Here is a 15,546-nt window from a genome sequence, read left to right as displayed (position 1 = left end):
GGGGGCCGGGCGGAGCGTCCCGGCGGGACCGCCCGCCCGTCACCCATGCGGGGGTGACGGGCGGGTTCCGCCTGCCGGCGCGGCCAGGGCGGCGGCCAGCAGGAAGGCCGTGGCGACGAGCATCGCGGCGGGATAGCCGGAGGGGACGGCCAGGGCGCAGACCGCCACGCCCAGCGCGCCGCCGAGCATGCGCAACGACTGGAACAGGGCCATCGCCCGGCCCATGGTCGGCGGGGCGACGGTGGTGAAGGAGGAGATCTGGACCGCCGTCACCGCCTGCCCGAGCACCAGTCCCACCGAGAACATGATCGCTCTGAGCGTCCACGGGCCGGGCTCGGTCAGGGCGAGCGCCGCGAACAGGGCCGCGCCGCCGAGCATGCCGAGCACGATCACCGCGCGCTCGCCCCACCGCGCGCAGGCCCGGTCGACGAGGAAGCCGGCCGCCATGAGCCCCAGCGCCTCAGGGAAGATCACCAGCCCGGCGTCCGCCGCCGAGGCGCCCCGCCCGTCCTGGTACATCAGCGGGAAGACGAACAGCATGCCCATCAGGCCGGCCGCCGACAGGGACGCCGAGACCGTGCCGCGAAGGAAACCGCGCTCGGCCAGCAGCCGCAGGCCCAGCAGGTCCACCAGGCCCCACAGCCCGCGCGGGCCGCTCCCGGCCTGACCGGAACCCGGCGCCGGGCCGTCCACCGGTCCGCCCACGGGGCCGTTTACCAGACCGTCAGCCGGGCCGGTGGTCACGGCCGCGGCCGCGGCCGCGGGCACCGGGCGCAGGACGCCCGCGGTCACCGCGCCCAGCAGGATCACGGCCAGCCCGAAGGGGACGTTGAGCAGGAACGCCCAGCGCCAGGAGAGGTGCTCGGCCAGCAGACCGCCCAGGACCGGGCCGAGCACGGGAGCCAGGGCCGTCGGCACCACGATGTAGCGCGACAGGCTCATGCGCTCCTCGGGCCGGTACGCGGTGAACAGCATCGTCATCCCGGCGGGGGTCAGCACCCCGCCGCCGATGCCCTGCAGCACCCGGAAGCCCACCAGGGACCCCAGGTCCCAGGCCGCCCCGCACAGCGCCGACGCCGCCGTGAACAGCGTCAGCGCGGCGAGGAACACCCGGCCCGCGCCGTACCGGTCGCAGAGCCAGCCGGCCAGCGGCATGGAGACCGACAGGCTCGCCAGGAAGGCCCCCTCCACCAGGTTGCTCGCGGCCGGCGTCACACCGAGGTCGGCGGCGATGACGAACAGCGCCGGGTTGACGATCGTCGCGTCGAGCCCGTTCATGCACATGGCCGTCACGTAGACGACCAGCACCGCCGCTCTGGAGGAGACCCTCACCGGGTCAGGCTGCGCGGGCGCAGGTCGGTCCAGTGGGCCGCGACGTAGGCCAGGCATGCGGCCCGGACGTCGGGGCCGAAGCGGGCCGTCCAGCCGGAGGGGACCTCGGCGAAGGACGGCCAGATCGAGTGCTGCTCCTCGTCGTTGACCAGGACGAGGAACTCGCCGTCGGGATCGTCGAAGGGGTTCACGGGGTGGTCTCCTCGAGTCTGGCCGCGACGATCGCGCCGATCTCGGCGATCGGTCCCGGCCGGGTCATGTCCTTGTGGCTGCACGCCACGTCGTGGTTGTCGATCACGCCGCCGACGTGGGGCCGCCAGGTGTCGGCGGTGAGGGCGTCGTCGATCGTGTCGACGGTGGCGCGGAAGAACAGCACGTCGCCGTCGAACACCCGGGTGTCGAGGCCGCGCACCAGGTGGTTGGTGTTCAGATAGAGATCCCGCAGGGAGCGGAGGGTCTCCACCGTCAGGCCCGCCAGCGGGCTGCCCTCGCGGCGCAGCACCTCGATCGCGTCCTCCAGGGTGGGGGCGGCGTCCGGGGCGAAGCCGCCCATGGTGAGCAGCGCCTCCAGTGCCTCGGCCTCGTCGGAGACCGGCAGGTCCCGCAGCCCCTCGGCCGGGTAGGCGTCCAGGACCGCCAGCAGCGCGACCTCCTGCCCGGCCAGGCGCAGCTGCACGGCCATCTCCTGGGCGATGACGCCGCCGGTGGACCAGCCCAGCAGGTGGTACGGCCCGGCCGGTTGGACCGACCGCAGCTGCTCGACGTAGTCGGCCGCCAGCTCCCGCAGCGAGGCGGGCAGCGGGTCGTGACGGGCCTGCAGGCCGTAGATCGGCCGGTCGGGGACGTGCCGGATCAGGCCGCTGTAGCACCAGCTCAGCCCGCCCGCCGGATGCACGCAGAACAGCGGGGGCCGGGAACCGGACTCGCGCAGCGGCAGCAGCACCGCCAGCGGGTCGGTCCGGGAGCCGCTCTCGGTGAGCGCGGCGAGCCCGGCGGGGGTGGGCGCCTCGAAGAGCGCGCCGATGGTCACCTCGGCGCCGAGCACCTCCTTGACCCGCGAGACCAGCCGTACGGCCAGCAGCGAGTGCCCGCCCAGGTCGAAGAAGCCGTCGTCGGGTCCGACCCTGGGCAGGTCGAGGACCTCGGCGAACAGCTCGCAGAGCGTCTCCTCGCGCGGACCGGCCGGCGGCCGCCCCTCCCCGGCCGCCGCCGCGGGCGCGGGCAGCGCCCCGCGGTCGAGCTTGCCGTTGACGGTGAGCGGCAGCTCCGCCACCTCGACGATCGCCGAGGGCACCATGTAGTCGGGCAGCGACCGGGCCGCGAACCTGCGCAGCCCGGCGGCGTCCGTCACGGCGTCCCCCGGAGCGTCCGGCCCGGTCGCGGCCTGCGGGGTCTCCGCGGGCACGACGTAGCCGACCAGGCGCTTGTCACCGGGCCGGTCCTCGCGGACGATCACCGCGGCCTGGGCCACCGAGGGGTGGACCAGCAGCGCGGCCTCGATCTCGCCGAGCTCGATCCGGAACCCGCGGACCTTGACCTGCTGGTCGGCGCGGCCGACGTAGTCGAGGACGCCGTCCGGCCGCCAGCGGGCCAGGTCGCCCGAGCGGTACATGCGGGAGCCTGGCGGGCCGTAGGGGTCGGCGACGAAGCGCTCGGAGGTCAGCCCGGGACGCCCGAGATAGCCGCGGGCCAGGCCGTCCCCGGCCACGTACATCTCGCCCACCACCCCCGGCGGGACCGGCTGCAGGGCGTCGTCCAGCAGATAGACCCGCAGGTCGGGGATGCCCCGGCCGATCAGGCTGCCCTCCCGGTGGTCCGGGGAGAGCGGCATGTGGGTGACGTGCACGGTCGTCTCGGTGATGCCGTACATGTTGACCAGCAGCGGGGCGTTCGGCGCCGGACCCGGGTGCGAGGAGTACGGCCTGCGGGCGTACCACTCGGCCAGCCGGGACAGCTCCAGCGCCTCCCCGCCGAACACCACGTACCGCAGCGCCAGCTCGCGCCCGTCGTCGGCCGCGACCAGCTGGTAGAAGGCCGAGGGCGTCTGGTTCAGCACGGTGACGCGCTCGCGCTCCAGCAGGGCGAGGAAGTCCTCGGGGGACCTGCTCACCTCGTAGGGCACCACGACCAGGCGCCCGCCGTACAGCAGCGCCCCCCACAGCTCCCACACCGAGAAGTCGAAGGCGTAGGAGTGGAACAGCGTCCACACGTCGTCCGGGCCGAAGCCGAACCAGTGGTCGGTGGCCGACAGCAGCCGGACCACGTTGTGGTGCGAGACCATCACGCCCTTGGGGCGCCCGGTCGAGCCGGAGGTGTAGATGACGTAGGCGGCGTTGCCGGGCTCCAGCGAGCGCTCGGGGTCGTGGTCGAGCCAGTCGTCGAGGTCGGCCAGCCAGCCCTCGTCCACCACGCAGACCGGCCCGGCGTCGGCGACCATGTAGGCGAGCCGGTCGGCCGGGTAGGTGGGGTCCAGCGGCAGGTAGGCCGCGCCCGACTTGACCACCGCCAGCAGCGCGACGACCAGGTCCGCCGAGCGGGGCAGCGACAGCGCCACGACGGCCTCCGGCCGCGCCCCGTGCGCGATGAGCTTGTGCGCCAGCCGGTTGGCCCGCGCGTTCAGCTCGGCGTAGGTGAGGTTCTCCACGGCGATCGCGTACGGCGTGCGCCGCGCCTGGGCCTCGAACAGCTCCGGCAGGGTCGCGCCGGGCTCGCTGACCAGGTCGCCGTTCCAATCCTCGATCAGCGTCCGGCGCTCGGCCTCCTGCAGGATGTCGATCCTGCCGATCGGCGTGGAGGGGTCGGCGACGGCCTGCGACAGCAGCCGGACCAGCCGCCCGGCGACGCCGCGGGCCGTGGCCCGGTCGAACAGGTCGGTGCTGTACTCCAGGAAGCCCGTGCCGGTCGTGTCGAGGTTGAGGGTCAGGTCGAACTTGGCGGTGCCGGTGTGCACGACCTCCACCCCCGGGGCGGGGGCGTCGGTGTGCACCAGCATCACCTGGAACAGCGGGTGCCGGTTGCGGGCCCGCGGCGGGTTGAGGACCTCCACCAGCCGGTCGAACGGCAGGCCCGCGTGGTCGAAGGCGGCCAGGTCGGCGGCCTTGACCCGCTCCAGCAGCTCGGCGAAGGACGGGTCGCCCGAGGTGTCGGCGCGCAGCACGAGCGTGTTGACGAAGAACCCGACGGCGTCGTCCAGCGCGCTGTCCTCGCGGCCCGCGACCGGCGTGCCGATCGGGATGTCCGTACCCGCGCCGAGCCGGGTGAGCAGCGCCGCGAGCGCGGCGTGCAGCACCATGAAGACGCTCGTGCGGCTCGTGCGGGCCAGCCCCTCGACCGCGGCCATGAGCTCGGGCTCCAGCGTGACGGGGACCGTGCCGCCCGCGCCGCTCGACACCGCGGGCCGCGGGCGGTCGGCCGGCAGCTCCAGCCGGTCGGGCAGCCCGGCCAGCGCCGCGGTCCAGTGGCCGAGGTCGGCGTCCGGCAGCTCGCGCTGCCAGAGCGCGTAGTCGGCGTACTGCACCGGCAGCGGCTCGAAGGCGGGGGCCGCGCCCGCCCGGCGGGCCCCGTAGGCGGCCAGCAGGTCGCGCACGAGCGGCCCGGTCGACCAGCCGTCGCCGGCGATGTGGTGCAGGACCATCATCAGCACGTGCTCGCTCGCGCCCAGCCGCAGCAGGTGGGCGCGGAACGGCGGCTCCTGCGCCAGTTCGAACCCGCGCCGCACGATCGTGCGCATTGCCTCGGCCGCGTCGTCGGGCTGCCAGACCGGCAGGGGCACCGGCCCCGGGTCCAGGATGTGCTGGCGGGGCACGCCGTCCCGCTCGGGGAAGACGGTGCGCAGGATCTCGTGCCTGGCCACGACGTCGCCGAGGGCGGCGCGCAGCGCGTCGCGGTCCATCGGCCCGTCCAGCCGGACGGCGAGCGGGATGTTGTAGGTCGGGTTCGGGCCCTCGATCCGGTACAGGAACCACAGCCGGGCCTGCGCGGACGACAGCGGGATCTCCTCGGGCCGGGTACGGCGCCGCAGCGCGGGCCGTACGGCGTGGCCCTCGGGCAGCAGGGCGGCCAGCCCGGCCGGCGTGGGCGCCTCGAAGATCGAGGCGATCGGCACGCGGACCCCGAGGGACTCCCGGACGCGCACCGCCAGCCGCGCCGCGAGCAGCGAGTGCCCGCCCAGCTCGAAGAAGCCGTCGTCGGCGCCGACCCGGGGCAGCCCGAGCACCTCGGCGAAGAGCGCGCACAGCGCGCGCTCCACGGGGCCGTCGGCCTCCCGCCCCGGCCGCGCGGCCACCTGCGGGTCGGGCAGCGCGGCCCGGTCCAGCTTCCCGTTCGGAGTGCGCGGCAGCGCCTCCAGCCAGGTGATCGACGAGGGCACCATCCCGGCGGGCAGCCGGACGGCGGCGAACTCCAGCACTTCGGCGGCCCCGTCCGTCGCGGACGCGGCCGGGAGGGACGCGCCGGAGGCCGTCGCGGGAGCGGGCCCGCCGGGGGTCTCCGCTGCGGGGAGGGAGGCGCCGGGGGTCTCCGCGACCGGGACCGCGTAGGCGGCCAGCCGTTCTCCGCGTACGGCCACGGCCGCGGCGGCGACGCCGGGGTGCTCCTCCAGCACGGCCTCGATCTCGCCGGGCTCGATCCGGACGCCGCGCACCTTGACCTGGTCGTCGGCCCGGCCGAGCAGCTCCAGCCGCCCGTCGGCCGTCCAGCGGGCCCGGTCGCCGGTCCGGTACAGGCGGGAGCCCTCAGGACCGGCCACGAACCGCTCGGCGGTCAGCTCAGGGCGGCCCAGATAGCCCAGGGCCAGCCCGTCCCCGGACAGGTACAGCTCGCCCGCGACGCCGGGCGGGGCCGGCTGCAGGGCGTGGTCGAGCACGTGGGCGCGGGTGCCGGAGGTGGGCCCCTCGGTGCCGTCGCCGAGCCAGGTGTAGGCGTCCACGGCGGCCTCGGTGGGACCGTAGTGGTTGACCGCGAGGGTGCTCTCGCGGAGCCTGCGCCACAGGGGATCCGGTACGGCCTCGCCGCCGACGACCACGATCCTGGGCGGCGCCGCCAGCAGGGCGGGCATCTCCTTCAGGTGGGACGGGGTCAGGTCGAGATAGTCGATCCCGCGCTCGCGGACGTAGGCGGTCAGCGCGTCGGGGTCGCGGTAGGCGTCGTCGCCGAGCAGGTGCAGCTCGTGCCCGCCGATCATCCAGAGCACCGGGTCGAGGGAGGCGTCGAAGGAGAACGACGCGGTGTGCGCGACCCGCAGCCGTTCGCCCGTCGGGAACAGCCGCTCGCGGTGGCTCGCCAGCAGGGCCGCCAGTCCCCGGTGGGTGGCCACCACGCCCTTGGGGCGCCCTGTCGAGCCGGAGGTGTAGATGACGTACGCGGGGTCGTCCGGCCGGGGGAGCGCGAGGGCGTCCGTCTCCCGGGCCCGGTGCCCCCCGCCGGGGCCGGCCGTGTCCCGGGCCCGGTGTCCCTCGCCGGGGGCGTCCGTGTCCCGGGCGCCGCGGGTGCCGGGCGCGGGGATGTCGCCGATGCCGTCGGCGCTCCCGGCGATGTCCCCGGCGTTGCTCTCGGCGGCGATCCACTCCGGGGTGACCACGATCGCCGGACGGGCGTCGGTGAGCATGTACTCCCGCCGCTCGGCGGGGTAGGCGGGGTCGATCGGCAGGAACGCCGCACCGCTCTTCAGCACGGCCAGCAGCGCCACGACCAGGTCGGCCGAGCGGGGCAGCTCCAGCGCCACGATCCGGCCGGGGCCCGCGCCCCGGGTGAGGAGCCGCCGGGCCAGCCGGTCGGCCCGCCCGCCCAGCTCCCCGAAGGTCAGCGACTGCTCCCCGCAGGTCAGCGCGGTCTCGTCGGGCGTCAGCCGGACCCGCTCGTCGAGGACCTCGACCACGCTCGGCGGGACGGACCGATCGGGGGCGGGCCGGGTGGGCCGTGATGCCGGGGGCAGTGATCCCGGGGGCAGGGCCGCCTCGTCGTCCCCGGTGAGCAGGGACAGCCGGCCGATCGGAGTGTCCGGCGGAGTGAGGGCCAGGGACGTCAGGAGCCGGGCCAGCCGGCGGGCGTGGACGGCGAGGTCCTCGCGCGAGTACAGGGCGGCGTTGCCGTCCAGTTCGAGGGTGAGCCGGTCGCCGTCGAGCAGGAGGGCGACGGCCAGGTCGTCGACGGGACCGGCGGCGAGGTTGCGGACCGTGGCCGAGGACCCGGCGAACTTCACGTCGGCGCCGAAGGGCTTGATGTTGAGCAGCGGGCCGAACAGGGCCCGCGAGCTGCCGGACAGGCCGAGGTCGCGGCGCAGGTCCTCGATCCGGTAGCGGGAGTGGCGGCGGGCCTCGGCGACCCGCCGGGCCGCCTGGCTGACCAGGTCGCCGAGCCGGACGTCCGGGCGCACGTCGAGCCGGAGGGGCAGCACGTTGACCGTCAGGCAGGGCACCCGCAGGGCGGCGCCGGAGCGGTTCATCAGCGGCAGGCCGATCAGGACGTCGGCGGTCCCGGTGAGCCGCCCGAGATAGACGGCCAGCCCGGCGGCGGCCACGTCGGCCCAGGTCGCGCGGGCCTGGCGGGCGAGCAGCTCCCAGTGCCCGGTGGCGGGCAGCGCCTCGCGGTGCCGTACGACCTCCCGCGCGGACATCGCCGGCACCCCGGCCAGGCCCGCCGGCTCGGGGGCGCCGGCCATGCGGTCGAGCCAGTAGGCGCGGTCGCGCGCGTGGCGCTCGGAGTCGCGGTAGGCCGCCTCCTCCTCCAGCACGGGCAGCAGGCCGCCGAACGGGCTCGGGCCGGGCGGCAGGCCCTCCACCAGCGCGCTGTAGATCTCCGCCACCCGGTCGACCAGCATCGTCAGCGCGTAGGCGTCGATCAGGATGTGGTGCGCGCGCAGGTACCAGACGAAGTGGTCGCCGGCCAGGCGGATCAGGGCGTGGCCGGACAGCGGGCCGGTCACCACGTCCACCGGGGTCCGCACGTCGGCGCGGATCCACTCCCCGGCCGCGGCCTCGGGGTCGGCCTCGCCGCTCAGGTCGAGGACGGTGACGGAGTCGCGCAGCGAGTCGCACTCCGGCAGGTACTGCGCGGGCTCCTCGGTGAAGCGCAGGCGCAGCGGCTCTGCCTCGGCCAGGCCGCGCCGCAGCGCGCGTTCGAGCACGGCCGGGTCGACGGGACCGCGGATGTCGACGCGGTCGGCGGTGTTGTAGACGGGGTTGTCCGGGTCCAGCCGCTGGGCGAACCAGATCCCCGCCTGCGCCCCGGTGAGCGGGAACGTCTCGGCGGGCGGGCCCGCGAACCCGGCGGGCAGGGGGGCGACGCCCTGCCCGCCGGGTCCGGTCCCCGTCCCGGCGGGCGCGGGGGTCTCGGAGCTCATCCCAGCAGCTCCGCCCAGGCCGCGACGGTGGGCTTCTCCACCAGGTCGGGGAAGCCGATCTCGCGGCCCTCGCGGCGCCAGCGCTCGATGAGCGTCATCACCCTGATCGAGTCCAGCCCGGCGTCGATGAGGTTCTCCTCGAAGCCCAGCTCCTCGGGGTCGACGTAGAGCAGCTCGGCGATCTCGGCGCGCAGCCGTACGGCCGTCTCAGACACCGGCCACCTCCTGGGAGAGCGCCCGGCTGACCTGCCGGGTGGTGACGGTGACCGCGCAGCGCTCGGCGGCGTAGGTGAGCGCCATGCGGTGGTGGTCCAGCGAGAAGTCCGCCACGGCGTCGGCGACCACGAAGGTCTGCACGTCGCGCATGAACGCCTCGCAGGCGGTCATCAGCACGCCGATGTGCGCGTAGATCCCGCAGATGACGAGCTGGTCGCGGCCCTGGGCGGCCATCAGCTCGGCCAGGCCGGTCCGCTGGTAGGCGCTGTAGCGCCACTTGGTGAGCAGCACGTCGCCCGGGCGCGGCGCCAGCTCCTCGACGATCCTGGCCTCCTGCGGGTCGTGGCCGATGCCGCCGCCCCAGAAGTCCAGCAGCAGCCCGCGCTCCTCGGGGCTCTGCCCGCCGGGCTGGGCCGAGTAGACGACGGGCACGCCGAGGTCGGCGCAGTGCTCGCGCAGCGCCAGGACGTTGGACATCAGCTCGACCAGCGGCGACTGCCCGGGGGTGAAGGCGCGCAGGAAGTAGTTCTGCATGTCGTGGACGAGCAGGACGGCACGGCGCGGGTCCGGGCGCCAATCGACCCGGTTGGCGGGCAGGTCGCTCGGCATCGGGTACGGCTGGATCGGGGGGATCGCCATGATCGTCATGTCCTTTCGCGAAGGTGGCGCTTGCTGACCTTGCCGACCGCGGTCTGCGGGAAGGCGTCGACGAACTCGAACCGGTCGGGGATCTTGAACGCGGCGATGCCGCGGTCGCGCAGGAAGGCCCGCAGCTCGCCCTTGGCCGGAGCCTCGCCCTTGCAGATGAGGTAGGCGCAGGAGCGCTCGCCGAGATAGGGGTCGGGGACGGCGACCACGCTCGCGTCGTGGATCGCCGGGTGGGCCAGCAGGTGGTTCTCGATCTCCTCCGCGGCGATCTTGTCGCCGCCCCGGTTGATCTGGTCCTTGGCCCGGCCCTCGACGACGAGGTATCCGTCGGGCCTGCGCCGGACGATGTCGCCGGTCCGGTAGAAGCCGTCGTGGGTGAAGGCGATCTTGTTGTGCTCCTCGGCCCGCCAGTAGCCGCGGATGGTGTACGGCCCGCGGGTCAGCAGGTGGCCGTGGTCGGTCTCGCGGTCGTCGTCGTCCACGATGAGGATCTCGTCGTCGGGCGAGATGGGACGGCCCTGGGTGGAGACGACGACCTCCTCGGGGTCGTCCAGCCGGGTGTAGTTGACCAGTCCCTCCGCCATGCCGAAGACCTGCTGCAGCGTGCAGCCCAGCTCGGGCCCGACCCGCTTGGCCGCCTCCGCGCTGAACTTCGCCCCGCCCACCTGGAGCACCTCCAGGCTGGACAGGTCGTGCCCGGCAGTGGCGGCGGCGTCCAGCCAGACCAGCGCGAGCGGCGGGACCAGGGCGGTGATGGTGACCCGCTCGCGCTCGATCAGCGGGAAGCAGGTGCCGGGGCTGGGGTCGGGCGCCATGACGCTGGCGGCCCCCGCGCTGAGCGCGCCGAACACGCCGGGCGAGCTCATCGGGAAGTTGTGCGCGGCCGGAAGCGCGCACAGGTAGACGCTGTCCGGGGTCAGCTCGCAGATCTCCGCGCTGGCCCGGAAGCTGTAGATGTAGTCGTCGTGGGTCCGGGGGATCAGCTTGGGCAGGCCGGTGCTGCCGCCGGACAGCTGCAGGAACGCCACGTCCCCGGCGGAGGGCTCGGGCAGCTCGATCGGGTCGGCCTCGGGCAGCTGTCCCAGGACGAGCGCGGGGGTGTCCGGGGCCAGGGCGCGGTGCTCCTCGTCGGGGCAGATGTAGGCGGCGGCCTCGGTGAACTCGCAGAAGTAGGAGATCTCCGCGGAGCGGTGCGCCGGCAGCGCGAACACCGGCCAGGCGCCGATGCGGAACAGCGCGAAGCAGACCTGGTAGAACTCGGGCACGTTCGGCAGCTGCGCGACGACGCGGTCGCCGCGCCGGACGCCGAAGGCGTGCAGCCCCGCGGCGAGCCGGTCGGCCCGCTCGTCCAGGTCGCGGAAGCTCCAGCGGGCGCCGGAGGCCCCGTCGACCAGCGCGGGGCGGGAGCCGTACCGGGCGGCCAGGTCGCCCAGCATGCGCCCGAAGGTCTCTCCCCGCCAGTAGCCGGCGGCCCGGTAGCGGGCGGCGACGTCCTCAGGCCAGTGCATCGCCGCTCACCCCCAGCGCGCGCAGCATGGTGCGGAACTTGGCGGAGGTCTCGGCGAGCTCCAGGGCGGGGTCGGAGCCGGTCACGATCCCGGCGCCCGCGTACAGCCGCAGCGTGCGCTCCTCGATCTCGGCGCAGCGGATGGCCACCGCCCACTCGCCGTCGCCGGTCGCGTCGGTCCAGCCGACCATGCCGGTGTAGAAGCCCCGGTCGAACGGCTCCAGCTCCTCGATCGCCTCCCGGGCCGCCTGCCGGGGCGTCCCGCACACGGCGGGGGTGGGGTGCAGCGCGCGGGCGAGGGCGAGGACGGGGACGCCGGGGTCGCGCAGCACGCCGGTGACGCGCGTGGACAGGTGCCACATCGTCTCGGTGGAGGTCAGCTCGGGTGCGGCGGGCACGTGCAGCTCGGCGCAGTACGGCCGCAGCGCCTCGGCCACCGCGTCCACCACCAGACGGTGCTCGTGCAGGTCCTTGGCCGAGGCGGACAGCTCCTCGGCCCTGCGGCGGTCCTCGGCCGGGTCGGCGCTGCGGGCGGCCGAACCGGCCAGCGGGTTGGAGATCACACTCCGGCCCCGGCGGGAGACGAGCAGTTCGGGGCTGGCGCCGACGAGCGCGCGCCCGCCGGGCAGCGGGGCTGCGAAGCAGTGGCCGTGGCCGAGGAGGGGACGCAGCAGGGCGTGCGGGTCGAGGGGGCCGTCGGAGACGAGTTCGAGCGTCCTGGCGAGCACCACCTTGTCGAGGCGACCGGCCGCCATGTCCTCCAGCGCGCGCCGTACCGCCTTGAGGTAGTCGTCGGGGTGCGGGACGGGCCGCACCCGCCAGTTGCCGGGCTCGGAGGTCCCGGCCGGGGCGCCGGGGCCCACCGGTCCCGACCAGGAGGCGGCCTCCGGGACGATCAGGCCGGCCGCGCCGCCGAACCCGACCGCCCCGGCCGCCACCTCGTCCGGGCCCAGCGCCGCGGTCACCCGCTCGGGCAGGGTGCCGAGGTCGCCGCCGAGGACGGCGCGCGTGCCGCGGGTCAGCAGCGTGCCGCCGGATGAGGAGAAGAACACCGACTCGCCGTGTTCGTACCCCGCGAGGGGATCCACAGCGGTTGTCAGCAGTGACATCGAAATCCAATCTCGTCAGGCGCGGAGAGTCGCGCCACCGTCCACCAGGAGGTCGTGCATGGTGATGTGCCGGGCCCGGTCGGAGACCAGGAAGAGCACGGCGTCGGCGATGTCGCGGGGGTCGGCGACGCGGCCGAGGGGGATGCCGACCCGGAAGGCTGCGGGGTCGCCGTCGAGGGTGGCCTCGCGCGCGCCGGCGGGGTCCGTGCCCTCCCACAGGGCGCGCAGCATGGAGGTGTCGGTCGAGCCCGGCGAGACCACGTTGCAGCGGATCCCGTGGCGGGACAGCTCCAGGCCCAGGCACCGGGTGAACATGGACGCGGCCGCCTTGGAGGCGGCGTAGGCGGCCATGCCGATCCTCGGCACCGAGGCGGCGTTGGACCCCACGGTGACGATCGCGCCGCGCCGCCGGGGGGTCATCCGGCGGGCCACCGCCCTGGACACGTGGAAGACGCCGTCGGCGTTGACCGCGAAGGTCTGCCGCCACCGGTCGTCGGCGGTCTCCCCGACCTGGCCGGGCAGCAGCACGCCCGCGACGTTGACGAGGATGTCGACCGGTCCCAGGTCTCGCTCCACGGCCGCGACCGTCTCCTCGACCGCGGCGGGATCCCGCACGTCCAGGGTGTACGGCACCGCGCCCCCGGACGCCGCACCCTCGGGTGCCGTGCCCCCGGACATCGTGCTCCCGGATGCTGTGCCCCCGCTCGCCGGCTGCGGCGTCGTGTCCGTTCCGTCCGCCGGCCGCAGGGCCGTGTCCGCCTCCCGTCCGGTCGTCCACAGGTCGGCGGCGGCGACCCGCGCCCCCGCCGTGGTCAGGGCCTCGCACACCGCCGCCCCGATGCCTCGTGCCGCGCCGGTCACCAGGGCGACCCGGCCTACGATCCCGTCCACTCCTCGCCTTCCGCTCAAATTAGGTAAACCTAAATTAGGTTAGCCTTGCCTAATTTGATACGTCCGCCATGATCTGTCAAGCCGGATCTCTGACAGGTGAGCTCCGGCCCTGGTGAGGGCACGGGTAAGTAACGGGGACCTCCGGCGGCGTGACGTCACCGGCCGGGGCCTTACGGCACACCCGATACGGCTGTCGGAACGCGGGCCGGTGCTCCGGTCTTCAGAGCGGAGAGCGCGTCAAGGGTGGAGATCGTGCACCGAGTCCCGCGCGGGGGAAGCCGGAGGGGACGGCAGGGAGAGGCGTTCCTGCTCCTCCTGGACGATCCGGCGGGCCAGGGACTGCTCGGAGATGTCCACGGCGTCGGGGGTGGCGGCGGCGACGTCGCTGTGGCGGGCGTAGTCGTCGAACAGGCGGGTCTTGGCGCCGAGGATCTCCAGCATGCGCTGGTCGACGCTGTCGGCCACCAGCAGGCGGTGCACCTGGACCTTGCGGACCTGGCCCATGCGGTGGGCCCGGGCCACCGCCTGGCTCTCGATGGTCGGCTTGACCTGGGGCTCGCACAGGATCACGACGGAGGCGGCCTGGAGGTTGAGGCCGATCCCGCCCGCCTGGATCTGGCCGAGCAGCACCGCGTGCCCGGACACGGAGGTGAACTCGTCGATGATCTGCTGCCGCCCGGCGGGGGTGACGTCCCCGGCGATCGGCCCGTGCGCCCGCCCGCCGAGCGCCTGGCCGACGACGGTCAGGACGTCGCGGAAGTGGGAGAAGACCACGACCTTCAGGCCGTTGGCCGCCGCCTCGGCCACGAGCTCGCGCAGCCGCTGCAGCTTGGCCGACTTCTCGGGCACGGCGTAGGCGGCGCGGCGCATCGCCATGAAGTTCCCCGCGGCCACGGCCTCGCGGTAGGCGGCCAGGTCCGCCGCGCTGAACTCCTCCCACTCCTCCACCTCGACCAGGTCGGGCAGCTCGGTGAGGACGTCCTGCTGGTTGCGGCGCAGGTAGACCGGGGCGACGGTGCGCCGGAACGTCCGGGGGCCCGTCAGGGTGTTGTTGCGCTGGACATCGGACAGCAGGCCGGGCCGCAGGTGGTCGACCAGGTTGCGGAACTCCGCGACGCGGTTCTCCATCGGGGTGCCGGTCAGGAAGAGCACCCGGTCGACGCGCCCGCACCAGGCGGCGACGGCGCGGGACCTGCGGGTCTGCGGGTTCTTGACGTAGTGCGCCTCGTCGACCACGACCATCGCGACCGCGACGTCCGCCGGGACCTCCAGGCGGTGCAGGGTGTCGATCGTGGTCACGGCGACGCCGCCGGTGCGGATCCACTCGGCCAGGGCCATGAGGCGGTCGGGGCCGTGCACGGGGTAGGCCCGCAGTCCGCTGCGGTTCTCGATCTCCCGCAGCCAGTTGATCAGGACGCTGGCCGGGCAGGCCACCAGGAAGTGCGTCGCGCCGCGGGCCCGAAGGTGCGCCATGGCCGCGATGGCCTGCACGGTCTTGCCGAGCCCCATCTCGTCGCCCAGGATCACCCGGCGCTGGACGAGCGCGAAACGGGCGCCGAAGGACTGGTAGCCGCGCAGGGAGACCCGCAGATGGGTGTCGTCGAGCTCCTGCGCCTTGACCCGCGAGGCGATGTCGTCGGGCAGGAAGCCCTCGGAGGCGGCGTGGTCGGGCTCGGAGACGGCGATCTCGCCGAGGACGCCGTAGTACTCGGGGGCGCGCAGCTCGAAGTCGATCCACGCCTCGTCCTCGGAGGGCAGGGGGCGCAGCAGGTCCGTGGTGGCCTGGGCGAGGAGCAGTTCGAGCTCGGCCTCCCGCGCCTCGTCGAGCACGGCCCTGATCTGGGAGACGGCCTCGCGGGCCCGCTGCCGGGCCTTCCCGCCGGAGAGCAGCATCCGCAGCCGCCCGCCCGCGGGCCGCGCCTGGGGAAGGAGCGGGAGCAGCCTCTTGCCGAGCGCTCCGGCGCCCTCCCGCGCGCGGGCCAGATCGGGGCCCGCGACCACCAGGCGGTACAGGGCGACCAGCAGCGCGGAGGTCTCGGGGTCGCGCCGGTCGGGGTCGATCCGGACGGCGACGGTCTCCCGCGCGGCCCGCGCGATCTGCCGGGCGGCGGCGTGCACCTGACCGGCGGTGTGCGCCCCGACTCCCGGCAGAAGGTGGAGCTCGTACGGCGTGGCGTCCAGCACGCGCAGGACCGTCCCGTAACCCGCCTGCTCCAGGGCCCCCAGCCGCAGCCGCCCCCCGGTGACGTCCTTCAGCCGCGCGACGGGGATCGAGCCGAGCTCGTCCCGGGCCCGGTTCACCCGCAGCTCCGCCACCGCCTCGCGCACCGCGGCGCGGGCCCGCTCGTCGTCGTCCAGCAACCCGCGGGCCGCGGCCAGCAGCGCGTCGGCCTTCGACAGCAGGGCTCTGACCTGGCGGGGCGCGAGTGGGTCGGTCCTGTGCACGGTCGCGTCCACGCCACACCCCTTCTCCGCCCGCCGGCCGGACATTCGAAAATGTTACC

Annotated in this window: 9 protein-coding genes; all 9 read right to left on the bottom strand. The window is 74.8% G+C overall.

All coding sequences use genetic code 11. From position 1 onward, the window contains the following. Nucleotides 1–39: 39 nt before the first annotated feature. Entirely contained in the window at nt 40–1,332 is a 1,293-nt protein-coding gene (locus Psi01_RS14590) for an MFS transporter (protein WP_204064543.1), read from the bottom strand. Continuing rightward, nucleotides 1,329–1,523 carry an MbtH family protein gene (locus Psi01_RS14585; RefSeq protein ID WP_204064542.1) on the bottom strand — a complete coding sequence of 65 codons (195 nt, stop codon included), beginning with the start codon at nt 1,521–1,523 and terminating at the stop codon, nt 1,329–1,331. The genes Psi01_RS14590 and Psi01_RS14585 overlap by 4 nt, the downstream gene beginning before the upstream one ends. Further along, nucleotides 1,520–8,671, bottom strand: a complete 7,152-nt coding sequence (locus Psi01_RS14580; protein WP_204064541.1) for a non-ribosomal peptide synthetase — start codon at nt 8,669–8,671, stop codon at nt 1,520–1,522. Before Psi01_RS14580 ends, Psi01_RS14585 begins: the two co-directional genes overlap by 4 nt. After that, the gene (locus tag Psi01_RS14575) at nt 8,668–8,886 is read right to left on the bottom strand and encodes a phosphopantetheine-binding protein (RefSeq protein WP_204064540.1); all 219 of its coding nucleotides are present in this window, start codon (nt 8,884–8,886) and stop codon (nt 8,668–8,670) included. The genes Psi01_RS14580 and Psi01_RS14575 overlap by 4 nt, the downstream gene beginning before the upstream one ends. Continuing rightward, nucleotides 8,879–9,526 carry an isochorismatase family protein gene (locus tag Psi01_RS14570; protein ID WP_204064539.1) on the bottom strand — a complete coding sequence of 216 codons (648 nt, stop codon included), beginning with the start codon at nt 9,524–9,526 and terminating at the stop codon, nt 8,879–8,881. Before Psi01_RS14570 ends, Psi01_RS14575 begins: the two co-directional genes overlap by 8 nt. Nucleotides 9,527–9,531: 5 nt before the next feature. Continuing rightward, the gene (locus Psi01_RS14565) at nt 9,532–11,043 is read right to left on the bottom strand and encodes a (2,3-dihydroxybenzoyl)adenylate synthase (protein ID WP_204064538.1); all 1,512 of its coding nucleotides are present in this window, start codon (nt 11,041–11,043) and stop codon (nt 9,532–9,534) included. Continuing rightward, entirely contained in the window at nt 11,030–12,151 is a 1,122-nt protein-coding gene (locus Psi01_RS14560; protein WP_204064537.1) for an isochorismate synthase, read from the bottom strand. The genes Psi01_RS14565 and Psi01_RS14560 overlap by 14 nt, the downstream gene beginning before the upstream one ends. Before the next feature lie 15 nt (nt 12,152–12,166). Beyond that, nucleotides 12,167–13,042, bottom strand: coding sequence for a 2,3-dihydro-2,3-dihydroxybenzoate dehydrogenase (locus tag Psi01_RS14555; RefSeq protein WP_204064536.1), 876 nt, complete (start codon nt 13,040–13,042; stop codon nt 12,167–12,169). 237 nt (nt 13,043–13,279) lie between these two features. After that, the gene (locus Psi01_RS14550) at nt 13,280–15,499 is read right to left on the bottom strand and encodes a DEAD/DEAH box helicase (RefSeq protein WP_239127662.1); all 2,220 of its coding nucleotides are present in this window, start codon (nt 15,497–15,499) and stop codon (nt 13,280–13,282) included. Between the last annotated feature and the right edge of the window lie 47 nt (nt 15,500–15,546).

Origin of the sequence: Paraplanobispora siamensis (genome assembly GCF_016863175.1) — a bacterium.
GTDB classification, from domain to species: Bacteria; Actinomycetota; Actinomycetes; order Streptosporangiales; family Streptosporangiaceae; genus Planobispora; species Planobispora siamensis.
The sequence above is the reverse complement of the archived record's forward strand: the minus strand, read 5'-3'. Positions and strand labels throughout refer to the sequence as shown.

Coding starts and splice junctions, on each gene's coding strand:
- Psi01_RS14565 (WP_204064538.1), bottom strand. CDS start 11,043: ATGCACTGGCCTGAGGACGTCGCCGCCCGCTACCGGGCCGCCGGCTAC.
- Psi01_RS14570 (WP_204064539.1), bottom strand. CDS start 9,526: ATGGCGATCCCCCCGATCCAGCCGTACCCGATGCCGAGCGACCTGCCC.
- Psi01_RS14580 (WP_204064541.1), bottom strand. CDS start 8,671: ATGAGCTCCGAGACCCCCGCGCCCGCCGGGACGGGGACCGGACCCGGC.
- Psi01_RS14560 (WP_204064537.1), bottom strand. CDS start 12,151: ATGTCACTGCTGACAACCGCTGTGGATCCCCTCGCGGGGTACGAACAC.